Here is a 24,048-nt window from a genome sequence, read left to right as displayed (position 1 = left end):
AACTTTCTACGAGTATTCTATCAAAATCTCCACTTCCTTTCAACGGGAAAATAAGGAGGAACGATGGAAACGAACAGAGTAGAGACAAAGAAAACAGAAATAAAAAGGACGGAGTCGGATCTGAAGCTGATAAATATGGAATCAGTGGAAGTAGAGCAGATTGAATGGCTGTTCTATCCGTTTATTCCTTTTGGAAAAGTAACGATTATTCAGGGAGATCCGGGAGAAGGAAAGACTACGATGGTACTTCAGATTATTGCGAAGTTGACCAAAGGCGAAAAAATTCTTCCAGAGCAACAACAGGCAACAGACGAGAAGGATAGAGCAGAAAAGAACGTTGACTCTGATGCGAATCCAGTGGAAAGCCCGATAGAACCTGTGAATGTTATTTATCAGACTGCAGAAGATGGATTGGGCGATACTATCAAGCCTCGACTTCTTGCAGCTGGTGCAGATTGTTCCAGAGTGATGGTAATTGATGATAACGATCGGGCATTGACCATGATGGATGCCAGATTGGAAGAAGCTATCATACAGACAAAAGCCCGTCTGGTAGTTTTAGATCCAATACAGGGATTTCTTGGAGCAGAGGTGGATATGCACCGGGCAAATGAAATCCGTCCGTTAATGAAGCGTGTGGCAGTGCTTGCAGAGAAATACCACTGTGCAATCATTCTGATCGGGCATATGAACAAAAACAGTAACGGAAAATCTTCTTACCGTGGATTGGGTTCGATTGATTTTCAGGCGGCAGCCAGAAGTGTGCTGATTGTTGGGCGGATTAAAGATGAACCGGAAATCCGTGTGGTATGCCATGTGAAAAGTTCCCTTGCACCGGAAGGGAAATCAATTGCATTCCGATTAGATAAGGATACTGGATTCGAGTGGATCGGGGAATACGACATTAGTGCGGATGATCTGCTCAGTGGTGACAGCAGAGGTCAGAAAAGCCGGAAGGCAAAGGAGTTTCTGTTGGAAATATTGGCTGATGGTGGCATGGCACAGAAAAAGATTGAAGAAGAAGCGGAAAAACGAGGAATTAAGAAGAAAACCCTACGGAACGCAAAACTGGAACTGGAGATTGATTCGGTGAAACGTGGAAATCAATGGTTCTGGATGCTTCCAGAATAAAAGGAAGATGGCAAGATGACTATTTCTTAAGAACAGGGCATCTTGCCACCTTGAAAGGAGACAACATGGAAATAAAAAATGTACAGATACCATTTGCCTTGTTTAGACAGCTGGTTTCCTATCATTTGATGGAAGATCAAAGCTGTTCGGAGGAAATTTGCAAAGGGCTTATGGAGAAAGTGGAGCGTATGGCAAACCGGCAGTTATATTCACAGTCGAAAACTGCTCCGACAGAGGAAGAACGGGAAAAGTCCCGTCAGGAATATCTGGACAGGCGGGGAATACCGGAAAGCTTTCGATGGTAACAGTTCTTGTTGTCTGTCCTATGACAGGAGCGTGTCACGCACCTGTAGATAGCAGACAAGGAGAAAGCTGGTAAGATGCAAGACGGAAGGTTGTGGATAAAACGACAGTGCGTTGGTGGTTTGATGGCTGTGAAGGATGCCCTGAAACGGGGCTCCCTATGGAAAACGATAAATGAAGGGAGAGTGACACAATGAGAGAAGGAAGATTAGGTTATAACAGCAATAACGGAAGATACGGTTTATTATCATCAGATTTATGGATTGACACAGGATTTCACTGCGGAGAAGGGCTGGAAGTGCTGGTTGACGATCAGTGGGTCAAGACCAGAATGGAAATGAATCCGGCAAGGGAATGGTATCTGGTGGGGACACCATACTGCGGAGATTTGGAATATGTCCGGGCGAGAATAACGGGATAAGTCAGTCATACAAGTAACGCAGGAGTAAACCGACCAACGGGAGGAATAGGTCTTCGCTCCGATTCGGTCGGTGCATAACAGACGTCCCCGGACGTCTTGCCCCCGGCAGGGCGCAAGGGGACTTTTGATGGACGGTACGGCTGTCGAAAGTGCTTTTGCGTTACTTTTGACAAAAGTAACAAAACCGCCGTATCCGGCGAAGAGTTCTTTTTATCGCCATAACTGGCGAAGATACAAATTTATGTGCCATGTCTGGCACTGGTTTCAGAAGGGGAGGTGAGAAGCATGACCATGAAAAGAACAATTAGCGGTATGATCGGAGCTGGTTCTCTGGCTCATAACAGAAGGGATTTCATAGCAGAAAATGTAGATCCGGACAGAGTACACTTGAATATTTGTTACCAGAATGAAAATCTGAAAGATGTTTATAAAGAGTTGTTTGATGATTCTGTGGAGCGATACAATGTGGGGAAAAGAAAAGACCGTCAGATTACAAATTATTATGAAAAAATCCGGCAGGGAAAACAGGAAAAACTATTCCATGAGGTCATTTTCCAGATTGGAAATTGTGAAGACATGGCTGTAGGGACAGTAGAAGGAGAACTGGCAGTGAAGGTGTTGAATGAATATATGCAGGATTTTCAGAAAAGGAATCCAACTCTCCGGGTATTTTGCTGTTATCTTCATCAGGATGAAGCTACACCACATCTGCATATTGATTTTGTTCCCTATGTGACTGGTTGGAAAGGAAAAGGGATGGATATCAGAGTTTCACTGAAGCAGGCATTAAAAAGTTTGGGATTTCAAGGTGGAAATAAACATGACACAGAATTAAATCAGTGGATAAACCACGAAAAAGAAGTGCTGGCAGATATTGCAAAGCAGTATGGGATTGAATGGGAACAGAAAGGTACCCATGAGGAACATCTGGATGTTTATAATTTCAAGAAAAAAGAACGAAAGAAGGAAGTTCAGGCTCTGGAGCAGGAAAAAGAGTATCTGACAGCAGAGAATGAGGGACTGACTGCACAGATTGCAGAATCCAAGGCAGATATTCAGCTTTTGAAAGAAGATAAGGAACAGGCGGTCAGGGATAAAGAAGCTGCAGAAAAGCGGGCAGAGAAAGCAGAAATAGAATTAAAAAGCCTAGAAGAACGTCGGGAGCAGTTACAGCCGATCATAGATAATGTCAGTAAGGAAATAAAAGAATATGGGACGGTTAAAACGCTTCTACCGGAAGCAGGAGCATTGGAACGTGCAGGAACCTATCGGGATAAAAAAGTTAAACCATTATTTATTCAAATGAAGAATAAGATTGCTGCAATGGCTGCCCAGGTAAAAGAACTTACGAAAGAAGTGGAGAAATGGAAAAATAAATACCAGAAGACAAAACAGGCATATAACAGTGTTCAGAAAGAGTTGGATGATATGCGTAAAGACAATCAGAAATTATTAGAAGAAAAGAATATGTTGCAAAGTGTTTCTGATAGATATGATCGTGTTGTGCGTGTCATGGGAATAGACACTGTGGAGGCTGCGGTACTGCAGGATATTCATAATCAGAAAGCACTGGAAGAAAAACGACGGATGGAACAAATGCCAAAAGGAAGCATTTACGAAAGATTAGCATGGGGTGCGAAAAAGAGCGAGATGGAGAATCAGCAGCGTAAGAAAAATAAAACAAAGAACAGAGAAATGGAGATATAAGTGCATGAAAAAACACATTTATGATGAAAAGAACGGATTAAGCTATACCTTGCATGGAGATTACTATTTGCCGGGTCTGGTGCTGAATGAGGAAGAACCGACATATGGGAAATATGGAATGTTGCGGAAACAATATCTGAAAGAGTATAGACCAGCAAGATATCAGTGCCTGTTATTGACTGGAAAGCTGACTGAACATCTGAATCAGATTGATCGGGATGCAAGAGAGCAGGTCGAAATGTTAATGAAGCAGATGGCAGAAGAACAGAGTGTGACAGAAACATTGAAGATACGGGATCAGATGAAGTGGGTCGGGTTGATGAATAATATCAGAACAAGTGCTGAAAAAATTGTACTGAAAGAGATCGTTTATATATAAGTTAAGAGGGCTGCCGAAAGGCGACTCTTTGTAAATGTAAGAGTGGAATTTCAGAATAGAACATGATAGAATGCTAAAAGATAAATCCGGATTTGCAGGGATAGATAATCAGAAGGAAATACTGAAAAAACAAGCATTTACGGGTATGATACGAATCGTATCACGTATGTGACCGAGCGATTCTATCATCATTTTATGTTTTTTGATAAGGTGAATGTGTCGAAAAGACAAACCCATATAGAAAGGACGTAGAATGATGAAAAAGAACGGAATGAAGAATTTACTATTTGGAGGAATATTCATTGCAACTTTTGTATTATGGACAGTTTTGATCCAGATGGTAGATGTGCAGCCTCATGGTCAAAACGGAACGAATATTGGATTTGCAACACTCAATTGCTGGTTTCACCGCTTCACAGGCGTACACATGATGATTTATTCGATTACTGATTGGATGGGGCTGGTGCCTGTCGTAGTATGCCTGATCTTTGCAGGTGTGGGACTAGTTCAGTTGATTAAGAAAAGAAGTCTTTTCAAGGTGGATCCGGATATCATTATTCTGGGTATTTATTATATTGTCGTGATCCTGGCATATATATTTTTTGAGATGATTCCAATCAATTACAGACCTATTTTAATTAACGGAGTAATGGAGGCATCTTATCCATCATCAACTACACTATTGGTATTGTGTGTGATGCCGACTTTGATCGAACAGACTCAGCGCAGGCTGTCAAGCATTGCAGTCAAAAAAGTGATAACGATTGTAACAATCGCTTTTTCGGCATTCATGGTTATTGGCAGATTGATTTCGGGAGTACATTGGCTCACGGATATTGTAGGTGGCGTATTGTTAAGCATTGGATTATTTTCTATTTATCAGGGAGCGGTTATACTGTCAATAAAGAATAAATAAAACGAGCAAGGGGTGGAGGTTTTGGAATTTCATGAAAAACTTCAGGAATTAAGAAAAAGCCGGGGAATGACACAAGAAGAACTGGCTGCGGCATTATTTGTATCTAGAACTGCAATTTCAAAATGGGAATCCGGAAGAGGATATCCGAGCATAGATTCATTAAAGGAAATATCTCGATATTTTTCTGTGTCGATTGATGATCTGTTATCTGGAGAACAGTTGATTTTGATTGCAGAAAAAGAAAACAAATCAAATCTCAATAGTGTATGTGACTTATTATGGGGATTTGTTGACTTGCTTTCTTTGATGCTTATTTTTCTTCCGCTGTATCCCAAGCCGGTCAATGGTTATATCTATTCGGTAAATCTTTTTGAGTATGTAGATAATAATAAATGGATTATTACCATTTATTGGATAATGTTCATCACTTTAACGATTATCGGGATTGTGAAAATATTGATGGTCTATTTCAAATTTGAAAAAGGCAAAAAGGTGATTACTGCATTGTCTATAGGATGCAGTGTTATCGATGTTTTGTTTTTGGCAATGATGAAAGAACCATATGCAATAATAGTTGCTTTTCTGCTATTACTGATCAAAAGTGGTCTCCTTTATAAACAAGCCAAGGCAGGCTGATCAGGTATTGTCCCCTACAACTTCAAGTTTGTCGAATTAAAAAATAGGAATAGTTATAATAGAAAGCTGTAAAAATTCACGTTGAATTTTACAGCTTTTTGTGTATAATATAAGTAGCAGAAACAATATAAAATCAAGGAAGGAGCTGAAAGAATATGGCAAGTATTTTACCAGTATCTGATTTGAGAAATTATAACGAAGTCCTGAAGAACTGCCATAAAGGCGAGCCTGTATATCTTACCAAGAATGGTAGAGGACGTTTTGTGGTTATGGATTTTGAAGATTATGAACGTGATCGTGCGGAAAAGAAGCTTTTAATGAAGCTGCAGGAAGCCGAAGAAGCAGTGAAAGACGGCGAGGGATGGCTGGAGTTAGATGAACTGAAGGCACTTGTGGGGGAATAAGATGTTAAAATTACGGATTAACCCGATTGTTGCAAAGGACCTGAAGAATATCCGGGATTACATCGCTGAAGATAGTGAAGAATATGCCGCAAAGACTATAAAGGAAATTTATGGTAAATTTGAGAATCTCCAGATGTTTCCGGGAATGGGTTCAGACCTTTCAAAGCGAGTCAGCTTTCGGACAGACTATAAATATGCGATATGGGAAGATTATGTGATTATCTACAAGGTAAGCAACGAGTATGTAGAAATTTATCGTGTCATCAATCGGTATCAGGATATTACAAGAATTTTTGATTGATAACAGAAATATGATAACAAATTGATAACACCGTTCAGTACAGTCCGTGGACTAAGGATAGTGGAACACATATAAAACCAGATAGAACCATAACGCCTATACAAAATTGTATAGTGACAAAAACTCATTTGCGAGTTTGAGTAGCTTGAAAAATCGCGGAAAAGCCCATAAATAAAGGCTTTGCGGGGTGTCGAAAAGACCAAATGGAGTGCAAATGGAGTTTAAAAATTATTTTTTTCTCTTGTTTATATTCCAGATTCACCTGCAAATTTCGTGAAATCGGTTATTCTCATAAAATAAAATTAGAGTAAATATGAAGAACAGTTTGTTTTGATTGAAGTGATTTTCGTCAAGGCAGACTGTTTTTTTGTTGCCTGCATTTAGAAAACAGATACCACAGAAAGGTTCTTTACTTTCGATGAGCTTAAACTCCATGACACAGTAATCACACTGATGGAGAATTAAAAAACAAGAAAATTTGATAAATTTCGGAAAATGATGTCCGATTTTGCATCTGCCAGTACAGAGTATATGAAGAGATAAATATTCAAAACAGAGGAGGTACTGATTATGCAGAATAAATTATTTTTAAAGGCAGCCGATATATGTGAACTTCTGGAAGTAAAACAGACATCGGCTTATGAAATCATCGGAAATCTGAACAAGGAACTGGAAGAACAGGGCTACCTGACGCTTAGAGGAAAAGTTCCGACAAAGTATTTTGTGAAGCGTTTCTACGGAGTAGAAGATACTTGTGAGATTCCACAGGAAGAGGGAAAGGAATGGTTTCATGCGTAAGAGAAAAATGTATTTATCAGTGGAAGACATTGCAGAACTCTTTGGATTATCAGTTTCGTTTGCTTACCGGGTAGTGGAAAGAATGAATGCCGATCTGGCAAGCAAGAACTATTATGTGATTCTCGGTCGGGTGCCAACCCGCTATGTAGAGGACAAGATCTATGGTCTGGAACATGTTGAGCAGTATTTGAAGGAGGATAAAGCGGTATGAGTATGATGCAGGAAAAAATGTATATGGATGTGGATGATGTGTGTGCAATTCTTGGAGTTTCAAAAACTTATGCATATAGTCTGATGCGAGAATACAACAAAGAATTGAAGGCAAAAGGCTATATTGTAGTATCTGGAAAAATCTCTACGAAATTCCTGGCAGAAAAGATTTATGGCATGAAAGTCGAGGATTAGCAATGGGGGTTTACAAAGAAGGAAAAAACTGGAAAGTACAGGTCTATTACAAAGACTGGCAGGGAAATCGGAAAAGAAAACAGAAAAGAGGATTCAGGACCAAGGGTGAAGCTAAGGAATGGGAAAGAGATTTCCTGCAACAGCAGAGCCAGGGTGTGGATATTGAATTTGGAAATTTTCTGGAGATTTATTACAAAGATATGGATGTCCGTCTCAGAGAAAACACTATGTACACGAAGCGATATATTATTGACCTGAAAATCAAGCCTTATTTTGAAAAGAAGATTCTCAGTGAAATTACGGTGGCAGACGTCCGTGCATGGCAGAATGAGTTGCTGACGTATAAGGATAAGAATGGAAAAGGATATTCTCCTACTTATCTGAAAACAGTGAACTGCCAGCTGACTGCAATCTTCAATTATGCAATGCGGTATTATAACCTGCAGGATAATCCCTGCAGGAAGGCAGGAGCGATTGGCAAGAGTAAAGGAGAACCGAAGGACTTCTGGATGCAGGAAGAGTTCAATGCTTTTCTGGAGACAGTAAGTGATAAGCCGGAGACAAGAATGGCGTTTCTTTTGTTGTACTGGACCGGAATGCGTATCGGTGAATTGCTTGCACTTACTTATAATGACATCAATCTTGAAGAGAAAACCATATCAATCAATAAATCTTATCAGAGACTGAAAGGAAAGGATATGATCACGCAGCCGAAAACTCCAAAGAGTATCCGTGTGATTACGATGCCGGATTTTCTTGCAGAGGAATTTCGGGAGTATTGCAGTCATTTGTATGGAATTATGAAAAAGGAAAGACTTTTTCGGTTTACCAAATCGCATATGGAACATTGTATGGCTACCGGAATCGAGCGGTCTGGTGTAAAGCGGATACGACTTCATGATCTCCGCCATTCCCATGCCAGTATGCTGGTTGATATGGGGGTGGCTCCATTGGAGATTGCAGAACGCCTTGGACATGAAAAGGTGGAAACCACGTTGAACACTTATTCACATCTGTATCCGTCTACACAGAGTAAATTAGCAGGTTTGCTAGATAAGAAACATGAGGAAGAGGAGGAATAAGCGATGGCTGGTGACAGACATGGAAAACACAACACAACGACCATTTCTTTTCGGGTGAATTCTTATGAAAAAGCAACAATCGAAGAACGAGTGAAAGTGAGCGGAATGAAAAAACAGGATTATATCGTCCGATCATGCATTTACAATCAGGTATGTGTTGTTGGAAAGAAAGAAACAATTGAGATTATCCGGTCAGAAATGAAGGAAATGAGTTTGGTTTTGGAGGATGTGGCAAAAGATTTGAAGTCTGAAAAACCAGTTATTTCAGAACCGGTTCTTGATAGTATGACAGAACGGTATCTTGCATTTTTGGAAGCAGCATTATGGATGCTGAAAGGTTCAAGTTATTTATGGGAGGATAAAAAGGATGGAAGAGAAAGTAATGAAGGATTGTAAAGTGCTGGCATTGTGTTCACAAAAAGGCGGGGTTGGCAAGACAACAAGTTGCGTGAATCTGGCAGTCGGACTTGCAAAAGCAGGGAAGAAAGTGCTTGTGATTGACAATGATCCGCAGGGAAGTATGACAGCAAGTCTTGGGTATCATAACCCAGATGAATTACCAATCACACTGGCTACTATTCTGACAAAGATTGTAGAAGATGAACTATTTGAAAATACACTGGGAATTTTACATCACCAGGAAGGAATTGATTTGATTCCGGCAAACATCGAACTCTCTGGAATGGAAGTTTCACTTGTAAATATTATGAGCAGGGAACTTGTCTTAAAACAATATATAGAAAGAATGAGAGAAGAATACGACTATATATTGATTGACTGTATGCCATCACTTGGAATGCTGACGATCAATGCACTTGCCAGTGTCGATGCAGTTATTATACCTGTCCAGGCGGCTTATCTTCCTGTAAAGGGTCTAGAACAGCTGATACGGACGATAGGAAAGGTGCGAAGACAGCTGAACAAACAACTGAAAATTGGAGGTATATTGATCACAATGGTGGATAACCGAACGAACTATGCAAGAGATATATCTGATCTGATTTTTGATACATATGGAAACCAGATTAAGATTTTTCCACAGAGTATTCCATTTTCAGTACGAGCAGCTGAAATCAGTGCGGAAGGAATCAGCATATTTGAGCATGATCCAAAAGGAAAAGTAGCGGCTGCATATTGGCAGATGACACAGGAGGTGCTTTTGGATGAAAGGTAGAAGTGCATCGAAGATAAAACTGACATCTTATGATGAATTACTTGGAGGAGGAGAAGAAACGAACGATATCCAGCAGGTTTCACTTGAGCATTTACATTCTTTCGAGAACCATCCATTTCAAGTAAATGATGATGAGGCAATGGCGGAACTGGTGGAAAGTGTGAAAGAAGAGGGAATTCTTACAGCATTACTGGTACGACCGCTGGGTGATGGTGAATATGAAATCATCGCCGGTCACAGAAGGAGACATGCGGCACAACTTGCTGGTCTTAAAGAGGTTCCGGTTATTATCAGAAATATGGATCAAGATACAGCTGTCCGTGCGATGGTAGACAGCAATCTGCAGAGACCTAATATACTCCCAAGTGAAAAGGCATTTGCTTACCGTATGAAGATGGAAGCAATGAATCATCAGGGAACATCAGGCGGTATCAGTGCGAAAGACATTGGAAAGAACGCAAATGACAGTGCAAGGCAGGTGTATCGCTATATCCGGCTTACTTATCTGATGAATGACCTATTAAACGCAGTAGATCGTGATGTAATCGGATTGCAGGTAGGTGTAGAGCTTTCCTACCTTACGGTTCCAGAACAGGAGATGGTGGAGGAAGTGCATGAGAGTACCGGAAAATATCCAAGTCTGGAACAGGCAAAAAAAATAAGGCAACATCGAGAAGAAAAAACGCTGACAAAAGAGATTGTGCGGCTCCTGGTTATAGGAGAGCGTAAAAAGAAAACAACGGTAACATTAAAACAGGATGAAATTAAGAAGTATTTTCCTCCAGAGTATGATGAACAGAAGATACGGACTGTTATATGTCAGCTTTTGGAGGAATGGAGCAATCAGAATCATTGATAAGTACGAAGGGAGGGATGTGTCATGAGTATAAGAGCAACATTCCATTATTTTCAAGGAATGGAATGCGATATGTACAGTTTTTATCGTATTCCCAAACTGCTGTTTACAAGTGAATATTTTAAAAATCTCTCCTGCGAAGCAAAGGTGCTGTACGGACTGATGTTAGACCGGATGTCACTGTCCATCAAGAACCGGTGGTTTGATGAAGAGGACAGGGCATATATTTTCTTTTCGGTGGAAGAGATTATGGAAATGCTTAACTGTGGCAGGAATAAGGCTGTGAATTGTCTAAAAGAGCTGGATCAGGAAAAAGGGATTGGATTGATTGAGAAGAGGCGAATCGGACTTGGAAAAACAAATGTTATTTACGTGAAAAATTTCAGCCTGACAGAATATCCAGATGAGCCAGCAATCTTTGATTCGGAAGAAACACCGGAAAATGTAGCAGAGAGAAAAGAAAATACAGAGACAGAAATAGAAGAATATGCAAAAAAAGAGCCGGAAAAGCCCGTAAATACACAGAAGTTTGAAAAACAAACTTCAGGAAGTTTGAAAAATAAACTTCAAGAAGTTTCAAAAACAAACTTCAAGGAGTTTGAAAAACAAACTTCAAGAAGTTTAGAAAACAAACTTCAAGAAGTTTGAAAAACAAACTGTAATAATACTGAATATAATTATACTGAATTTAGTGAGAATGAATCTTATCAATATCTATCTGAACAAGAGAAAGGGAGAGATAGGATACAGGAGAGAAATGAGTATCGACAGTTAATTCATGATAATATCGAATATGAGATCCTTTGTCAGAGCTATGGAACTGGACGAGTAGAAGAGCTGGTAGAGCTGATGCTGGATGCAATATGTTCGACAAAGACATATCAACAGATCAATGGGGAAGCTGTGCCTACACAAGTGGTCAAGAGCCGTTTGCTCAAAGTCGGGTATGAACACATCCAGTATGTGTTTTTCAGTCTTGACAGGAGTACAAGCAAAGTGAAGAATATCCGGCAGTATATGCTGACGGTATTGTATAACGCTCCTGCAACAATCAATCAGTTTTATGATGCTGAAGTTCGACATGACATGTACTGGGGGAAGGATATTCCAGACAGGTAAGAACTTTGTGCCCACTGGGCACGAAGTTTAAAAAGAGATAGTCATATCTGGCAGATATGCTAAAATAACCTTGTGTCCACTGGGCACAAAGTAGGAGGAAGAATTATGTTGAGATTTATGATAAAACTGCCATTTCGAATTATTGCAGCTCCTGTTTGGCTGGTACTTGCAGCGGTGAATATTGTGCTGGTGTTCCTGGTTGGGTTATCTGCTGGATTCTGCTATCTGATAGCCGGAATCTCTGTTGTGACAGAAGTTTTGAGTATTGGGTTTGGAATCAGTACGGACTGGACAATGAAATCAGCGATTATTACGACAGTAGTGTTTGTTCTACTCCCACATATCGGTATGGGGATAGTTGCAGTAATTGAAGTTGTGAAATGTGGATTACAGGAATTTATTTTTGGATGATTGTGGAAAATATAGTGGCGCTATATGGAAAGGCAGAAATAAACAATGGAAGAATTATATAAAGTGATGGATGATTTGCTTGAGGTGGAATTTCAGATGAAAGCAGGGATGGATATTCTGAAAGAACTGGAAGAGTTTTATATGCTGGAAAAAGAAACCGAAAAATCGGATGCTAGAAAAGTAGCTGTGCTGATGAAAGGATATCTGCAGTCGATGAAGTCAAATATTCGAGAAATCATTCGTTATATTGATGACACGACACTTGAAAAATCAAATGATAAAAAGAAAGATAAACAGGAATCTGCGAGCACCATATCCGAGGAAGTGCAGGAATTTGTGAATCTGACAATTACAGAGCATATGGGGAAAGCATATTCAGAATGGAAGTTAAAGCAGGATAAAGAGCCAGTAAGTGAGATTGATAAGAAATACCAGAAATTACTGGAAACGTTATCCCAAGAACAGGAAGAAGTGATTACGGAATACTGTAATGCAATTTTTAGCAGTGGAGCAGAAACAGAAGAATTTTTCTATCGAATGGGATTAAAAGATGGACTGAATCTGAAAAATACGGTAAAATCTGTATTAGAAATGATATCATGAAATCGGAAGTTGGAGGATACACGCATGAAAATTGTAATCATTAATGGAAGTGCCAGAAAAGGAAACACGCTGACAGCAATCAATGCATTTATAAAAGGAGCATCAGAAAAGAATGAAATTGAAATCATTGAACCTGACAAACTCAACATTGCACCATGCAAGGGATGTGGTGTCTGTCAATGCTCTAAGGGATGCGTCGATAAGGATGATACAAATCCTACAATTGATAAAATTGCTGCCGCAGATATGATTCTTTTTGCTACACCAGTTTATTGGTGGGGAATGTCAGCACAATTGAAACTTATCATTGATAAGTGCTACTGCCGTGGATTGCAGTTAAAAAATAAAAAAGTTGGCACGATTGTTGTAGGCGGTTCTCCCGTAGACAGTATCCAGTATGAGCTGATTGATAAGCAGTTTGACTGTATGGCAAAATATCTTTCATGGGATATGCTTTTCAAAAAATCATATTATGCAACAGCCAGAGATGAACTTGAAAAAAACAAGGATTCCATGAACGAACTTGAGGGGATCGGAAAAAATTTATAAAGCACGTTCCAAATTCCTGTTTGCATATTTCATCAAACGGTACATATTAAAATTAACACAAAGGGAGATGTTAGAATGAAAGCTCATGAATATTGGTCTGTCGGAGCATTGATAACGATGCTAGGAACTTTTTATAGCGGATATAAAGGTTCAAAATCAAGCCATAAATATTTTGCGGCAAGTTCTTTGCTTTGTATGATTATGGCTATTTACACAGGTCATAAGATGATATCTAAAAACAAGAAAACAAAGAAAGAACCAATATCATTAGGAAATGAAGAATAATACAATCAACCTTGTGCCCAGTGGGCACGAAGTTGGCATAGTCACTATGGTGTCAGGAGAAATCCTGGCATCTTTTTTTTATATCTTTTTACACTTCAAAAAATAATTTCAAAAAATTTCTAAAATCATGTCCGATTTTGTCGCTCCCAATACAGAGTATATGGAAGGCAAATTGAAAATCCTCTGATTTCCAAAAATCACAAACGTAAAAGAGGTTCAGACAGTTCTTCCGATTGCACCTTGACAATTGAAGGAGCTGATACATCTTGAGGAACATGCTTACCGGAGATAATCCGGCTCGTGCAGGCGAAGACTCCTACGGGAAGAGCGAAGCAATAATGATACCACCGAAGGGTACAGGACCTCTGCTGAAACAGAGACTGTGACTGTATTTTTACAGCCGGGTTATCTGGAATGATAACGATCAGATGTATATGTACAGACAAAGCCCAAATGTGAATACTTAGATTTTCTTATTTATATTACAGGAGAAATCCTGTAGCAAGTGGGGAATGGTTCGAATCCATTCCTCATTTTTTCGTGCAGAAAATGCACAGATTATTATCCTGTTTGAAATACCAGGGAAGGGTGTTGCAGGAAGAAAGGGAGGACAAAAAGAATGAATACGATTGTTTTAATGGGTAGACTTGCCAGAGATCCAGAAACTAAGCTGACATCTACGCAAAAGGGACAAACCAAAGTATCTAGGTTTCCACTGGTAGTAAAAAGAAATCGCACAAGCAAAGCATTTGTAGTGATGATCACAGCTTATGGAAATAATGCAGAATTTGTGGAGAAATATCTTGAAAAAGGAATTAAGATTGCTCTTTCCGGAGAGTTGGTAATCTCTCAGATCAAAGATGAACAGACTGGAACTGCATCCTATTATACCGAAGTCATTATGGATAATGTAGAGTTTGCAGAAGCCAAAACAAAAAAAGAAGAATCTGACGGATTTCAACCAGCAGAGAAGAGGAAGATTCCATTCGATATACCAGAAGAACTTGAACAAGAAATGCCATTTCGATAGGAGGACAAGATTTATGAGAAAATACTTTTTAGAATTATTTGCAATAGGATTGGTTGATTCAGAAGGAAGAATCAATACAGAACATATGACAAGTGATGCGCTTATGACTGCCATGAAAACAATGGAAGAGCTGACGCAAATGAAAATGGATCGTTTGGTTTTGGAAACAACAATGGAGATGATCTTATGTATGTTTGAGTCATGTGACACAGAGGAATTTACAGAAATATTAGGCAAGCTGCTTGGCGGAAAGCAGACTTCTAAAGTGACAGCTCATTTGGAAGCACTGGAGGAATTGTTGACAGAAGAGGAATATAGTAGTTTCCTTGCAGAATATCTTGGTTATTTAACCGTGAATGTAGCAGAGTTTATTAGGAGCACAATCATTGAAAATGGTTTGATGTTACTTGCCGGTTCAGGAGGAGAAGAGGATGGAGAAGAGGATGGAGAAGACGGATTATAAAATCACAGAGTTTCACAATTCGGAGTTTGGTTCCATCCGTATGATTGAAGATGGAGGCAGACTTTTATTTTCTGGAATTGATGTAGCATTTGCTTTGGGATATGCAAAACCAAGAAATGCGATAAATGTTCATTGCAAGGGGGCTCTGAAACGGTAATGTCATTAACTTAAGAAAATTTATAATAGTATGATGGTCTTTTGCGGTTCTTTCTAAAAATTTACAGAGATTTGGGCACAACAACAAAACAGACTCGACATCTGTTTTGCTGCGGAAATATTTACTCAAAGATTTCCTACCCTACACGATATGAAAAACTAACCCAACGCTTTCTAATTATCCGTCGTTGGTAGTGCCGATCGGGTCTTTTCGGAGATAGTTCTTTCCTGATTAGAGCTTCGACATCTATCGTTGTAGATTTCTGACGCAGATAATACCTGCATATTTGAATTGCCATCGTGTAGTTTAATTGGTATGTGTACTTGCGTTTTCTTTCTTCCAGTACGACATTTGCTGAAATAATCTCACAAAAATTATACAGGACAAGTTTGGCGTAAATTTCCTGACAGATATATTCCACATTTTTAGAATGTAGATTTGTCAGACCGATTGTATATTTCAGTTCACGGAAAGAGTTTTCAATTCCCCATCTCATACGATAGAGTTCTTTGATCTTTTCAGGTGGAAATACCTCTTTATCCAGATTACTTGCGATACATTCATAAACGCCATTTTCCAGTTGAAACTGTGTAAGCCTAAGACGAAGTGTATAAAACAGGTTCTCAGAATCAAGAAAGTCAAATGGCGATGAGTTTGAGAGATACTTATAACCTTTCGTTTTATAAAACTTTTGTTTTCTGGTCATGATCAGTTCTACCTCTTCATCGAATTCACAGGAGACAGGCAAAGAAAGGCTTCCAGAAATGCTTCCTTTTTTTGAGGTGTCTTTAATTCGTATCAGATAAAAGAGCCCATGTTCTTGAATATTTGCAAAAATGTTATAGGTTTCGTAGCCTCGGTCTGCCATAATGATAGTCTTCTGGTTTGCAGACAATCTTTTAACCATTTCGATTAGGGCAGACGATTCATTTTCTTCATAAGGCTCTTGAATCAGAGCATCAACATATCGCCTGCTTTGAAGATCATACAGTGCATTAAGATGCAGTTGGTTAAATCCGAAAGACCCTTCCTTGCCAGCAAAATGCGTACGTGGATTTAATGGATCACGAAATATATTCAAATCTGAACCATCACAGGCAAGTAACTGATAACCTTGATAGTTTTTGGTACATTCTATCTGTTCATGAAATTTGTGAAACAACTGGTACATGGTATCTGGTTTTAATTTGTTTCTTTGCTGTATGAAACCAGAACGGGTTATCTGATTCAGATCATAATTAAAATATTTGTGCAATTCAGAGTTAAGAGAGCCACCTTCCATAGTAAGAAGAAAGTTTATGGTTGAAGTAAAGTTCATCTTCCGATTTCTGGTAAAATCATGTCCTGGATTTTTAACGTAATTCTCTATCCGGCTGCACATGCTGGAAATGATAGAGTCGAGTTTGTTGCGAACATAATCAGCGTAAAAGTTCATCAGCGGTTCCTCCTAAAATGTATTCATTCAAGGAGGCTTCGCCACATTTTTTCTGATATTTGTCAAGGGGATTTTCAAGTTTGTTTGATAAATTTTCTTAAATTAATGACATTACTGAATCAGGGCCCCCTTTGGAGAGATAGATATTCGATGAGAACATCAGCAGTCGGGGATACATCCTTTCCCGTGAGAACCGATTGCTTTCAATAGATCATACAGTTGCCGATCAGCCAGAAATAGAAGCTATCCCACAGCGGATATTTCTGCGGAATCTGCATGAAGAGATGTTAGGACAGTGACAGACTGTGAATGGAACAAACAATACAATGATTGGTCTGGCTGCGGAAGCGGTCGGGAAGGAGGACAATTATGCAGAGAATACAGGATATGTTTATCAATATGGAAGAAGTGGCAGAGGATGCTTATAAGAATACGGAATTATTGCTGAGTCAGTATACTAAAGTAATGTTCCGTATTGAGAAGAACCTTGTGGATATAGATTATGAAATGTATGCAGAGGAAGGGAAGCATCTGAAGGAAATGTTATATGATCTGGTAGATTTCGATGCGACTGCAGAGAAACGCAGAATCCAGGAAAAGCTTCTGAATAATGATATGAATCTCTGTTTGCTGGAAATCATGAGAGATTCCCTGATAGCTTTGAGGGATTATCCAAAAAATGGACAGCTGTATTATCGGCTTTTGAAATATAGATATTTTGAAGCAGGAAATACCAATGAAGATGTGATGCTGATGCTGGATGATATGCCAAGCACTACTTATTATCGAAACCGTAAGAAAGCAATCCGTTTGTATGCAACAATGCTCTGGGCATTTACACGTCCGGAAAAGATACAGAATAAGATGGAGGAAATAAACTGGAAGAAAAGTGGAAGTAAAGTGGCAGTGAACTGACAGTAAACTGGCATGTGAATGGTATTACAATGAAAATACGTGCATGTTAGAATTGATATGCTGAGAGAAATAGACCTTCGCAGACGTAATGTTTGCGGAGGTTTTTCTTTTCTCAAATTTTAAGGCGTCAGGCTGTGCCCGGAAGGGCATGGCCTTTTTTTATACCCAAAAACAGGTTGCAGATTTGAAAAAGCTTCCTTTTTAACAGGTAGATGCCGGAAAGGAAGAGCATATCAAGATGCAGGGAAGAGGCAGGCATTATGCCAGATATCCATGATTTTCGATTTGTCACAAATCAAATCAACAAAAACGACAAATCGGAGAAACAATCATGGAAGAAAGAAAATACACATTTTACGACAGATATCAGAAGGTGAAATACGCTAATATTACAGCAGAAGAGCTGGAAGTTCTTAATATTTTTTATAATAAGGAACATTATATGTTTGATCAGCAGCATCAGAGAAATAATACAGTATTATTTTGTGGATTAGAATCAGAAAACGGTTGTGCGACAGACTTTATCGCAGATAGTGGACGTGACATTGCATCGGATATTACAACTGAGATCTTCTTTAAAGAACTCTTCAGCGATCTGACAGAGAAAGAAAAGAAAATCGTGAGCGATTATTTTATCATGGGAAAACAGGTTAAAGAAACAGCAGAGGAACTGGGCATCAGCACACGTCAGGTGAGTAGAGACAAGAACAGTGCTTTGGCAAAAATGTTGAAGAGGATGAAAGCAGCTGGATATGAATCATATGCTGAGGCGGCAGGTGCATTTCTGCAGGAAAGCGATTATATTCCAACACAGATGGAGACACAGAACTCGATTATGAAGAAAAGGACCGGAGAAGTGAGACTGCCATCAGATCATAAGATGAAAAAATAAATTAGTTAAAAATTAATCATGATAATAATGTGATGATATCACAGAAAACAAATGAATTTCAGATTATAATAAAGCCACAAAAGAAAAAACAAGGAGGACTGTAAAATGTCTGCTATTAATATCAATAAAAATAATTTTCAGAATGAAATAATGGATTCCGAGAAAACCGTTCTTTTAGACTTTTGGGCTCCTTGGTGTGCTCCTTGTCGTATGGTGGCTCCTATCATAGAGGAGATAGCAAGTGAACTCCCTGATATCAAAGTTGGAAAGATCAATGTGGATGAGCAGCCAGAACTGGCAAGTAAATTTGGTATTATGAGTATTCCAACTTTGGTGGTTATGAAGAATGGGAAGATTGTAACAAAAGTTTCAGGGGCAAGACCTAAGAAGGCAATCTTAGAGATGCTTTAAGGAGGTGCGTTAATGGGATTTTTTGATTTTTTAAAACAGGCGAATATTAATCAAGGGATAGAGGAATATAAAAAGACTGCTGGTGCAGTTCTGCTGGATGTTCGTACGCCGCAGGAATATCAGGAAGGGCATATACCAGAAAGTAAAAATGTGCCATTGCAACAACTTAACAATGTTGTTTCGGTAGTGAAGAATACAGAAATACCGCTGTTTGTATACTGTTATTCCGGAGCCCGAAGTCGTCAAGCAACTGGGATGTTGCAACGAATGGGATATTCTAAAGTAAATAATATTGGTGGCATTGCTGCTTATTCAGGAAAGGTGGAAAAATAAGATGAAGGTAATAATCGTAGGCGGTGTAGCCGGAGGAGCTACAGCTGCAGCAAGAATACGAAGATTGGATGAACATGCAGAAATTACTGTGTTTGAAAGATCCGGATACATATCCTATGCGAATTGTGGGCTTCCATATTATATCGGAGACGTGATCACAGACCCGGAAGAACTTACACTACAGACACCAGAGAGTTTTTTTAAACGATTCCGTATTAACATGAAAATTCATCATGAAGTTATCTCCATACATCCGGAACGAAAAACGGTTTCAGTGAAAAATTTAGAGAATGGTGAGATATTTGAAGAAAACTATGATAAGCTGATCCTCTCTCCAGGTGCAAAGCCAACACAGCCGAGACTTCCCGGAGTAGGTATGGATAAACTTTTTACACTTCGTACTGTAGAAGACACTTTTCGGATAAAGGAATATATAAATAAGAATCATCCAAAATCGGCTGTATTGGCAGGTGGCGGTTTTATTGGTCTGGAACTGGCAGAAAATTTTAGGGAGCTTGGCATGGATGTTACAATTGTCCAGCGGCCTAAGCAGCTGATGAACCCATTTGACCCGGATATGGCATCCATGATCCATAATGAAATGAGAAAGCATGGGATAAAACTGGTACTGGGCTATACAGTAGAAGGATTTAAAGAAAAGGACAATGGAGTAGAGGTTCTATTAAAAGATAATCCATCCCTTCAGGCTGATATGGTGGTGCTGGCAATCGGAGTTACACCAGACACAGCATTAGCAAAAGAAGCTGGTCTGGAACTTGGCATCAAGGGAAGTATCGTAGTGAATGACAGAATGGAAACTTCTGTACCGGATATTTATGCAGCAGGTGATGCAGTTCAGGTAAAACATTATGTTACGGGTGATGATGCGCTGATCTCTTTGGCCGGACCAGCCAACAAGCAGGGCAGGATCATCGCTGATAATATTTGTGGTGGTGACAGCCGTTACCTGGGCAGTCAGGGAAGCTCCGTTATCAAAGTATTTGATATGACAGCAGCCACTACAGGTATCAATGAAACCAATGCCAAAAAGTCAGGATTAGATGTAGATACAGTAATTCTTTCTCCTATGAGTCATGCCGGTTACTATCCTGGTGGAAAAGTGATGACCATGAAGGTGGTTTTTGAAAAAGAGACTTATCGTTTGCTTGGTGCTCAGATTATTGGATATGAAGGAGTTGATAAACGTATTGATGTGCTGGCAACAGCAATTCATGCAGGGCTGAAGGCAACCCAGCTGAAAGATCTGGATCTTGCATATGCACCGCCGTATTCCTCTGCCAAGGATCCTGTAAATATGGCAGGATTCATGATAGACAATATAGCAAAAGGTACCTTAAAACAATGGCATCTGGAAGATATGGATAAGATTTCTAAAGATAAAAGTGTTGTATTGCTGGATGTGAGAACTGTAGGTGAGTTTAACAGGGGGCATATGGATGGATTCAGAAATATTCCTGTAGATGAACTAAGGGAACGTATCAATGAAATTGAGAAGGGAAAGCCTGTTTACTTGATATGCCAAAGTGGTCTGCGCAGCTACATTGCCAGCCGTATTCTGGAAGGAAACGGTTATGAAACATACAACTTCTCCGGTGGATTCCGCTTCTATGATGCAGTGGTTAATGACCGTGCGTTGATTGAAAGGGCATATGCATGTGGTATGGATTATTAAAAAATAATCACAATAATTTTATAATTTACTTGTAGCGTAAAAAGATCCCCCATTTATTAGAATGACTTTCACAATTCTGATAAATGGAGGATTCTTTAGATGTCATAGAAAAACAGTTTTATGATCTTTGTAGTGTTTCCAGTCTTTTCGAATCAAGGATGGTGATTTTGCCGCGTGAGAGTTTGACGAGACCATCGCCCTGAAAGTATCGAAGCATTCGAGTGATCACTTCCCTGTGGGAACCAAGATGGTTTGCGATAGTTTCGTGAGTGATTTTCAGTTCATTTGTTCCTTCGATAGAGGTCTCTTCTAAAAGAAATGAAGCAACACGCTTATCCAAACTCTTCCACATGATCTGTTCAATCAGCCACATGACATCAGAAAAACGGCTAGCCATTAATTCATTGGTATAGTTTGCGACGGGAGCCGATTCCTTCATGATGTCCTTATAGATTTCAGCAGGGATGATCCAAAGATCAGTATCTTTTTCTGCTTCAATGGTTACTTCAAATTGAATGGACTGCATGATACATGAGGCGGATAAAAGACACATATCCATATCGAACAGGCGGTAAAGTGTAATTTCTCGTCCTTCATCTGAAAGTATGTAAGTTCGAAGCTGCCCGGATTTAACCAGTAATAATCCAGTACAATCCAGGTTTCCGTTGTGAATGATCGTTCCTTTTTTTACATCCCGTGTAATCAAATTGTCTGAAATTACTTTTTTCTGTGCTGTATTTAAGTCATTCCATAGTGGAAAATAATTTTCGAAGCTCATAACAGTTATCTCCTTTACGAACATAGTATACTTACTTTTTTTAGATGCGTCAATTATATAATTGACATATGCCATAAATAAAAATATACTGACTATAGTACATGACTGTTGTGAATATGAGGGAGGGATAAATAATGCAGGGAGATGTCAGTTTTACATTTTTGGACCGAATTGAAGAAGTAGAACTGAATATTGTAGATAGACGATGGCAGTCTGCACTGGCATTGGCATTGACTTTGCCAGATATTTGCGGAGGTATTGCTTTCCCGGAAATTGTTAAACATTATCGAGATGGCCGGGTTATGCTGGATCGGCAAAAGAATCCGACCCGTGATGTGGGAACCCAGTATATTCGCTGGTTTGATGAATATGCAGGGGACTACTTTAAACTATCTCAATCCGATGAAAAGCCATATATTTGCGGAGAACGCTGTTGGCAGCTTCGATGTGAATATCTTCATCAAAATAAAGGATTTTTGAATGATGAAAATAATATACGCTTTCATCTTGGACTAAACTGTGGAATGTCAGTTTGTCAGTTGGAAAGTATGAACATACAGGAGAACGGAAACGATATTCGTATAGACATAGAACAGTTTTGTCTGAGGATGTGCAAGGCAGCAAAGAGTTATTATGATAAAGTTCATTTGGAAAAAGACTTTAGTCTCTATAATACACCAGTTTTGGATTTTATTCAGGTAACACAAAAAAAGAAAGCTGCTTCTATTATTGCACTGGTCTGTGGCAGTGAACGTTATGCAAAAGGATTAAAAGAAACATTGCAATTTATTTCAGATCAGATCATGCTGTTTTACACACCGGAAAGTGCTAAAACAAGATTAGGCAGACATAAGCCGGATCTTTGGATTGTTACCGAAGATATGACGAGCCAACCGAATCAGCCATGGCGTGCGGACAGGACAACACCTGTAATTTTAATCACAGGCAATCCTGATGCTGTTGAAATTAAAAAGAATTCAGGAAAACTAACTGTTCTTTCTATGCCATTATCAATAGTTGATTTGCGGAAAACCGTCGAAATATATGTGTCGTGAGGAGAAGTTTATGCTGTACATAATACTATTATTTGTATTTGTAGTTGTAGTTGTATATTTGATGATGCTTATGCGGAGACAGAAAGAAAAGATGAGCGAAATTAAAATACAAATAGATCAACTGCAAGCACAACATGATCGATTGCAGAAAGAAAGGGATCAGTTACAAGAACGGATGAATCATCTGGAAGAGCAACGAGAACACTTGCAAATGCAAACAGACCAGGCATTTCGGAGTGCTGATGAAATCGAGAAAATTTACGATGAGATATGGAATCATGCTAATACCATTCACCTTTATTCTTCGTTATCTGAAGAAGAAAGCAAATCTATAACAACGAAAGAAAAACAAAAAGTAATTATTAGAACAACTGAGGAGATTCTAAACATTATATATAAATATAAAGGTGATGTATAATAAAAATATGTCATTCTAGTTATTAGCGTTCAAGGTAAATTCTTATGTAATAATATCACAGAAGAATTTACCTTTTTCAGGTACAATAGAGATACAAAATTTGAAAGGGGAACAAAGCATTGGCAAAAAGAGTGGCAAGTGTTGATAAAAAAAGATGTGTTGCCTGCGGAGTATGTGAAAATACTTGTCCGCTGGCAGCGGCCAAAGTTTACCATGGATGTTATGCTGTGGTAGAAGAAACAGTGTGTGTAGGATGTGGAAAATGTGCAAAGTCCTGTCCGGCAGGTTGTATTGAAATGAAAGAGAGGACAGCGATGTGAAGAAAAAGAAACATTGGTATGATTATTTATGGATATGGGCGATCCTTTATTTTGCTCTCGGTTTTTTTAATGTTTTGTTCGCTTGGTTTGGGATGATTGATTTCCTGTTGCCGTTAGGAATAGCAATATTCGGTGGAAATAAATTTTTCTGTAATCATTTGTGTGGACGTGGCCAGCTTTTTAGCAAGCTTGGTGGAGATTTAAAATGCTCAAGAAATAAACCAACCCCGCGATGGATGAGTTCAAAATGGTTCCGATACGGCTTTTTGATATTTTTCCTTACAATGTTTGGGAATATGGTATTTCAGACATATTTAGTTGGTGCCGGAGCATCCTCCTTGCGTGAAGCCATCAAATTATTCTGGACATTCCGTGTTCCGTGGGGATGGACATATACTGCCGGAACAGTAGCTGATTGGGTGGCACAGTTTAGTTTTGGATTTTATAGTTTGATGCTTACATCTTTGTTATTAGGGTTGATTGTAATGGTGTTATATAAGCCACGAACCTGGTGTACATTTTGTCCAATGGGAACAATGACGCAGGGTATCTGTAAATTAAAAAATAATGAAAAGAAGTAATGCTATAAGGTGATTCATAAAAGGCATATGTCAAAAACGTTATTGACATATGCCTTTTATAGGACTATTATATAAGAAAAGCGAGAA

Annotated in this window: 35 protein-coding genes and 2 pseudogenes; 35 read left to right on the top strand and 2 right to left on the bottom strand. The window is 39.0% G+C overall.

What is annotated here, in order from left to right:
* Positions 1-63: 63 nt before the first annotated feature.
* From ACTNC0_RS08575 to ACTNC0_RS08450, 26 genes and pseudogenes are all read left to right on the top strand, one after another.
* Complete coding sequence (locus ACTNC0_RS08575; protein ID WP_022092900.1) at positions 64-1,131, top strand: AAA family ATPase; 1,068 nt, start codon at positions 64-66, stop codon at positions 1,129-1,131.
* A gap of 71 nt (positions 1,132-1,202) precedes the next feature.
* Positions 1,203-1,436: a complexin-2 gene (locus ACTNC0_RS08570; RefSeq protein ID WP_441087138.1), complete on the top strand. Its 234-nt coding sequence runs from the start codon at positions 1,203-1,205 to the stop codon at positions 1,434-1,436.
* Between the two features lie 191 nt (positions 1,437-1,627).
* The gene (locus ACTNC0_RS08565) at positions 1,628-1,855 is read left to right on the top strand and encodes a DUF5348 domain-containing protein (protein ID WP_022092901.1); all 228 of its coding nucleotides are present in this window, start codon (positions 1,628-1,630) and stop codon (positions 1,853-1,855) included.
* A 291-nt stretch (positions 1,856-2,146) separates the two neighbouring features.
* Entirely contained in the window at positions 2,147-3,562 is a 1,416-nt protein-coding gene (locus ACTNC0_RS08560) for a plasmid recombination protein (protein ID WP_441087031.1), read from the top strand.
* Between the two features lie 4 nt (positions 3,563-3,566).
* Positions 3,567-3,941, top strand: coding sequence for a TnpV protein (locus ACTNC0_RS08555; RefSeq protein ID WP_055261448.1), 375 nt, complete (start codon positions 3,567-3,569; stop codon positions 3,939-3,941).
* 253 nt (positions 3,942-4,194) lie between these two features.
* Positions 4,195-4,857 (top strand): phosphatase PAP2 family protein, encoded by a 663-nt coding sequence (locus tag ACTNC0_RS08550; protein WP_055261446.1) that lies wholly within the window; start codon positions 4,195-4,197, stop codon positions 4,855-4,857.
* A gap of 21 nt (positions 4,858-4,878) precedes the next feature.
* Complete coding sequence (locus tag ACTNC0_RS08545) at positions 4,879-5,493, top strand: helix-turn-helix domain-containing protein (protein WP_055261444.1); 615 nt, start codon at positions 4,879-4,881, stop codon at positions 5,491-5,493.
* A gap of 155 nt (positions 5,494-5,648) precedes the next feature.
* Positions 5,649-5,897, top strand: a complete 249-nt coding sequence (locus ACTNC0_RS08540) for a type II toxin-antitoxin system prevent-host-death family antitoxin (RefSeq protein WP_055262131.1) — start codon at positions 5,649-5,651, stop codon at positions 5,895-5,897.
* Between the two features lies 1 nt (position 5,898).
* Complete coding sequence (locus tag ACTNC0_RS08535; protein WP_055262129.1) at positions 5,899-6,198, top strand: type II toxin-antitoxin system RelE/ParE family toxin; 300 nt, start codon at positions 5,899-5,901, stop codon at positions 6,196-6,198.
* Between the two features lie 570 nt (positions 6,199-6,768).
* Positions 6,769-6,996: a hypothetical protein gene (locus ACTNC0_RS08530; RefSeq protein ID WP_008705329.1), complete on the top strand. Its 228-nt coding sequence runs from the start codon at positions 6,769-6,771 to the stop codon at positions 6,994-6,996.
* A complete protein-coding gene (locus tag ACTNC0_RS08525) occupies positions 6,989-7,207 on the top strand; it encodes a hypothetical protein (RefSeq protein ID WP_008393122.1) in 219 nt (72 codons plus the stop codon). The genes ACTNC0_RS08530 and ACTNC0_RS08525 overlap by 8 nt, the downstream gene beginning before the upstream one ends.
* Positions 7,204-7,401, top strand: coding sequence for a DNA-binding protein (locus tag ACTNC0_RS08520; protein ID WP_171030255.1), 198 nt, complete (start codon positions 7,204-7,206; stop codon positions 7,399-7,401). Before ACTNC0_RS08525 ends, ACTNC0_RS08520 begins: the two co-directional genes overlap by 4 nt.
* Positions 7,402-7,403: 2 nt before the next feature.
* On the top strand, positions 7,404-8,483 hold the full coding sequence (locus tag ACTNC0_RS08515) for a site-specific integrase (protein WP_024854000.1): 1,080 nt from the start codon (positions 7,404-7,406) through the stop codon (positions 8,481-8,483).
* 3 nt (positions 8,484-8,486) lie between these two features.
* Entirely contained in the window at positions 8,487-8,879 is a 393-nt protein-coding gene (locus tag ACTNC0_RS08510; RefSeq protein WP_138343957.1) for a plasmid mobilization protein, read from the top strand.
* A complete protein-coding gene (locus tag ACTNC0_RS08505) occupies positions 8,851-9,657 on the top strand; it encodes a ParA family protein (protein WP_026650281.1) in 807 nt (268 codons plus the stop codon). Before ACTNC0_RS08510 ends, ACTNC0_RS08505 begins: the two co-directional genes overlap by 29 nt.
* Positions 9,647-10,513, top strand: a complete 867-nt coding sequence (locus ACTNC0_RS08500) for a ParB/RepB/Spo0J family partition protein (RefSeq protein ID WP_026650282.1) — start codon at positions 9,647-9,649, stop codon at positions 10,511-10,513. Before ACTNC0_RS08505 ends, ACTNC0_RS08500 begins: the two co-directional genes overlap by 11 nt.
* Before the next feature lie 24 nt (positions 10,514-10,537).
* Positions 10,538-10,756: pseudogene (locus ACTNC0_RS08495) on the top strand (replication initiator protein A); the annotation flags it as partial.
* 6 nt (positions 10,757-10,762) lie between these two features.
* Positions 10,763-11,161, top strand: a complete 399-nt coding sequence (locus ACTNC0_RS08490; RefSeq protein WP_441087141.1) for a hypothetical protein — start codon at positions 10,763-10,765, stop codon at positions 11,159-11,161.
* Positions 11,162-11,251: 90 nt separating this feature from the next.
* A pseudogene (locus tag ACTNC0_RS08485) lies at positions 11,252-11,632 on the top strand (DUF6017 domain-containing protein); the annotation flags it as partial.
* Positions 11,633-11,737: 105 nt separating this feature from the next.
* Complete coding sequence (locus tag ACTNC0_RS08480; protein WP_028087788.1) at positions 11,738-12,043, top strand: hypothetical protein; 306 nt, start codon at positions 11,738-11,740, stop codon at positions 12,041-12,043.
* Between the two features lie 45 nt (positions 12,044-12,088).
* Positions 12,089-12,646: a hypothetical protein gene (locus ACTNC0_RS08475; protein ID WP_118726028.1), complete on the top strand. Its 558-nt coding sequence runs from the start codon at positions 12,089-12,091 to the stop codon at positions 12,644-12,646.
* A 24-nt stretch (positions 12,647-12,670) separates the two neighbouring features.
* The gene (locus ACTNC0_RS08470) at positions 12,671-13,195 is read left to right on the top strand and encodes a flavodoxin family protein (RefSeq protein WP_008119059.1); all 525 of its coding nucleotides are present in this window, start codon (positions 12,671-12,673) and stop codon (positions 13,193-13,195) included.
* A 75-nt stretch (positions 13,196-13,270) separates the two neighbouring features.
* Positions 13,271-13,480 (top strand): DUF6219 family protein, encoded by a 210-nt coding sequence (locus tag ACTNC0_RS08465; RefSeq protein ID WP_009300563.1) that lies wholly within the window; start codon positions 13,271-13,273, stop codon positions 13,478-13,480.
* Between the two features lie 619 nt (positions 13,481-14,099).
* On the top strand, positions 14,100-14,510 hold the full coding sequence (locus tag ACTNC0_RS08460; protein ID WP_049946959.1) for a single-stranded DNA-binding protein: 411 nt from the start codon (positions 14,100-14,102) through the stop codon (positions 14,508-14,510).
* A 13-nt stretch (positions 14,511-14,523) separates the two neighbouring features.
* Entirely contained in the window at positions 14,524-14,973 is a 450-nt protein-coding gene (locus ACTNC0_RS08455; RefSeq protein ID WP_026650179.1) for a hypothetical protein, read from the top strand.
* Positions 14,942-15,130 carry a hypothetical protein gene (locus tag ACTNC0_RS08450; RefSeq protein WP_118338516.1) on the top strand — a complete coding sequence of 63 codons (189 nt, stop codon included), beginning with the start codon at positions 14,942-14,944 and terminating at the stop codon, positions 15,128-15,130. The genes ACTNC0_RS08455 and ACTNC0_RS08450 overlap by 32 nt, the downstream gene beginning before the upstream one ends.
* Positions 15,131-15,266: 136 nt before the next feature.
* Here the strand turns inward: ACTNC0_RS08450 and ACTNC0_RS08445 are convergent, their stop codons facing one another.
* On the bottom strand, positions 15,267-16,511 hold the full coding sequence (locus ACTNC0_RS08445; protein WP_441087137.1) for an IS4 family transposase: 1,245 nt from the start codon (positions 16,509-16,511) through the stop codon (positions 15,267-15,269).
* A 423-nt stretch (positions 16,512-16,934) separates the two neighbouring features.
* On the opposite strand from ACTNC0_RS08445, the gene ACTNC0_RS08440 reads away from it, so the two are divergent.
* From ACTNC0_RS08440 to ACTNC0_RS08420, 5 genes are all read left to right on the top strand, one after another.
* Complete coding sequence (locus tag ACTNC0_RS08440) at positions 16,935-17,480, top strand: hypothetical protein (protein WP_026650125.1); 546 nt, start codon at positions 16,935-16,937, stop codon at positions 17,478-17,480.
* Positions 17,481-17,811: 331 nt separating this feature from the next.
* Positions 17,812-18,372 (top strand): sigma factor-like helix-turn-helix DNA-binding protein, encoded by a 561-nt coding sequence (locus ACTNC0_RS08435; protein WP_026650124.1) that lies wholly within the window; start codon positions 17,812-17,814, stop codon positions 18,370-18,372.
* A 105-nt stretch (positions 18,373-18,477) separates the two neighbouring features.
* Positions 18,478-18,783, top strand: a complete 306-nt coding sequence (trxA, locus tag ACTNC0_RS08430) for a thioredoxin (protein ID WP_109317839.1) — start codon at positions 18,478-18,480, stop codon at positions 18,781-18,783.
* Between the two features lie 12 nt (positions 18,784-18,795).
* Complete coding sequence (locus ACTNC0_RS08425) at positions 18,796-19,116, top strand: rhodanese-like domain-containing protein (protein WP_028086465.1); 321 nt, start codon at positions 18,796-18,798, stop codon at positions 19,114-19,116.
* A gap of 1 nt (position 19,117) precedes the next feature.
* On the top strand, positions 19,118-20,809 hold the full coding sequence (locus ACTNC0_RS08420; RefSeq protein ID WP_109317838.1) for an FAD-dependent oxidoreductase: 1,692 nt from the start codon (positions 19,118-19,120) through the stop codon (positions 20,807-20,809).
* Positions 20,810-20,927: 118 nt separating this feature from the next.
* On the opposite strand, the gene ACTNC0_RS08415 is transcribed toward ACTNC0_RS08420, so the two are convergent.
* Positions 20,928-21,611, bottom strand: a complete 684-nt coding sequence (locus tag ACTNC0_RS08415; RefSeq protein ID WP_044924472.1) for a Crp/Fnr family transcriptional regulator — start codon at positions 21,609-21,611, stop codon at positions 20,928-20,930.
* 110 nt (positions 21,612-21,721) lie between these two features.
* On the opposite strand from ACTNC0_RS08415, the gene ACTNC0_RS08410 reads away from it, so the two are divergent.
* From ACTNC0_RS08410 to ACTNC0_RS08395, 4 genes are all read left to right on the top strand, one after another.
* Positions 21,722-22,642 (top strand): hypothetical protein, encoded by a 921-nt coding sequence (locus ACTNC0_RS08410; protein WP_028086467.1) that lies wholly within the window; start codon positions 21,722-21,724, stop codon positions 22,640-22,642.
* Positions 22,643-22,733: 91 nt separating this feature from the next.
* Positions 22,734-23,060, top strand: a complete 327-nt coding sequence (locus ACTNC0_RS08405; RefSeq protein WP_441087030.1) for a hypothetical protein — start codon at positions 22,734-22,736, stop codon at positions 23,058-23,060.
* A gap of 119 nt (positions 23,061-23,179) precedes the next feature.
* Positions 23,180-23,380 (top strand): 4Fe-4S binding protein, encoded by a 201-nt coding sequence (locus ACTNC0_RS08400; protein ID WP_028086469.1) that lies wholly within the window; start codon positions 23,180-23,182, stop codon positions 23,378-23,380.
* Positions 23,377-23,961, top strand: a complete 585-nt coding sequence (locus tag ACTNC0_RS08395; RefSeq protein WP_028086470.1) for a 4Fe-4S binding protein — start codon at positions 23,377-23,379, stop codon at positions 23,959-23,961. Before ACTNC0_RS08400 ends, ACTNC0_RS08395 begins: the two co-directional genes overlap by 4 nt.
* The last annotated feature ends 87 nt before the right edge of the window (positions 23,962-24,048 follow it).

Origin of the sequence: Blautia sp. HCP3S3_B11, assembly GCF_052064435.1 — a bacterium.
GTDB lineage: Bacteria > Bacillota > Clostridia > Lachnospirales > Lachnospiraceae > Blautia_A.
Note: the sequence above shows the minus strand (reverse complement) of the source record. Positions and strands in the feature narration are given on the sequence as shown.

Bases quoted from the DNA above. Each gene is read 5' to 3' on its own strand.
- ACTNC0_RS08575 (WP_022092900.1), top strand. From the start codon at position 64: ATGGAAACGAACAGAGTAGAGACAAAGAAAACAGAAATAAAAAGGACG.
- ACTNC0_RS08565 (WP_022092901.1), top strand. From the start codon at position 1,628: ATGAGAGAAGGAAGATTAGGTTATAACAGCAATAACGGAAGATACGGT.
- ACTNC0_RS08560 (WP_441087031.1), top strand. From the start codon at position 2,147: ATGAAAAGAACAATTAGCGGTATGATCGGAGCTGGTTCTCTGGCTCAT.
- ACTNC0_RS08555 (WP_055261448.1), top strand. From the start codon at position 3,567: ATGAAAAAACACATTTATGATGAAAAGAACGGATTAAGCTATACCTTG.
- ACTNC0_RS08550 (WP_055261446.1), top strand. From the start codon at position 4,195: ATGATGAAAAAGAACGGAATGAAGAATTTACTATTTGGAGGAATATTC.
- ACTNC0_RS08540 (WP_055262131.1), top strand. From the start codon at position 5,649: ATGGCAAGTATTTTACCAGTATCTGATTTGAGAAATTATAACGAAGTC.
- ACTNC0_RS08535 (WP_055262129.1), top strand. From the start codon at position 5,899: ATGTTAAAATTACGGATTAACCCGATTGTTGCAAAGGACCTGAAGAAT.
- ACTNC0_RS08530 (WP_008705329.1), top strand. From the start codon at position 6,769: ATGCAGAATAAATTATTTTTAAAGGCAGCCGATATATGTGAACTTCTG.
- ACTNC0_RS08525 (WP_008393122.1), top strand. From the start codon at position 6,989: ATGCGTAAGAGAAAAATGTATTTATCAGTGGAAGACATTGCAGAACTC.
- ACTNC0_RS08520 (WP_171030255.1), top strand. From the start codon at position 7,204: ATGAGTATGATGCAGGAAAAAATGTATATGGATGTGGATGATGTGTGT.
- ACTNC0_RS08515 (WP_024854000.1), top strand. From the start codon at position 7,404: ATGGGGGTTTACAAAGAAGGAAAAAACTGGAAAGTACAGGTCTATTAC.
- ACTNC0_RS08510 (WP_138343957.1), top strand. From the start codon at position 8,487: ATGGCTGGTGACAGACATGGAAAACACAACACAACGACCATTTCTTTT.
- ACTNC0_RS08505 (WP_026650281.1), top strand. From the start codon at position 8,851: ATGGAAGAGAAAGTAATGAAGGATTGTAAAGTGCTGGCATTGTGTTCA.
- ACTNC0_RS08500 (WP_026650282.1), top strand. From the start codon at position 9,647: ATGAAAGGTAGAAGTGCATCGAAGATAAAACTGACATCTTATGATGAA.
- ACTNC0_RS08490 (WP_441087141.1), top strand. From the start codon at position 10,763: ATGGAAATGCTTAACTGTGGCAGGAATAAGGCTGTGAATTGTCTAAAA.
- ACTNC0_RS08480 (WP_028087788.1), top strand. From the start codon at position 11,738: ATGTTGAGATTTATGATAAAACTGCCATTTCGAATTATTGCAGCTCCT.
- ACTNC0_RS08475 (WP_118726028.1), top strand. From the start codon at position 12,089: ATGGAAGAATTATATAAAGTGATGGATGATTTGCTTGAGGTGGAATTT.
- ACTNC0_RS08470 (WP_008119059.1), top strand. From the start codon at position 12,671: ATGAAAATTGTAATCATTAATGGAAGTGCCAGAAAAGGAAACACGCTG.
- ACTNC0_RS08465 (WP_009300563.1), top strand. From the start codon at position 13,271: ATGAAAGCTCATGAATATTGGTCTGTCGGAGCATTGATAACGATGCTA.
- ACTNC0_RS08460 (WP_049946959.1), top strand. From the start codon at position 14,100: ATGAATACGATTGTTTTAATGGGTAGACTTGCCAGAGATCCAGAAACT.
- ACTNC0_RS08455 (WP_026650179.1), top strand. From the start codon at position 14,524: ATGAGAAAATACTTTTTAGAATTATTTGCAATAGGATTGGTTGATTCA.
- ACTNC0_RS08450 (WP_118338516.1), top strand. From the start codon at position 14,942: ATGGAGAAGAGGATGGAGAAGACGGATTATAAAATCACAGAGTTTCAC.
- ACTNC0_RS08445 (WP_441087137.1), bottom strand. From the start codon at position 16,511: ATGTGCAGCCGGATAGAGAATTACGTTAAAAATCCAGGACATGATTTT.
- ACTNC0_RS08440 (WP_026650125.1), top strand. From the start codon at position 16,935: ATGCAGAGAATACAGGATATGTTTATCAATATGGAAGAAGTGGCAGAG.
- ACTNC0_RS08435 (WP_026650124.1), top strand. From the start codon at position 17,812: ATGGAAGAAAGAAAATACACATTTTACGACAGATATCAGAAGGTGAAA.
- trxA (WP_109317839.1), top strand. From the start codon at position 18,478: ATGTCTGCTATTAATATCAATAAAAATAATTTTCAGAATGAAATAATG.
- ACTNC0_RS08425 (WP_028086465.1), top strand. From the start codon at position 18,796: ATGGGATTTTTTGATTTTTTAAAACAGGCGAATATTAATCAAGGGATA.
- ACTNC0_RS08420 (WP_109317838.1), top strand. From the start codon at position 19,118: ATGAAGGTAATAATCGTAGGCGGTGTAGCCGGAGGAGCTACAGCTGCA.
- ACTNC0_RS08415 (WP_044924472.1), bottom strand. From the start codon at position 21,611: ATGTTCGTAAAGGAGATAACTGTTATGAGCTTCGAAAATTATTTTCCA.
- ACTNC0_RS08410 (WP_028086467.1), top strand. From the start codon at position 21,722: ATGCAGGGAGATGTCAGTTTTACATTTTTGGACCGAATTGAAGAAGTA.
- ACTNC0_RS08405 (WP_441087030.1), top strand. From the start codon at position 22,734: ATGAGCGAAATTAAAATACAAATAGATCAACTGCAAGCACAACATGAT.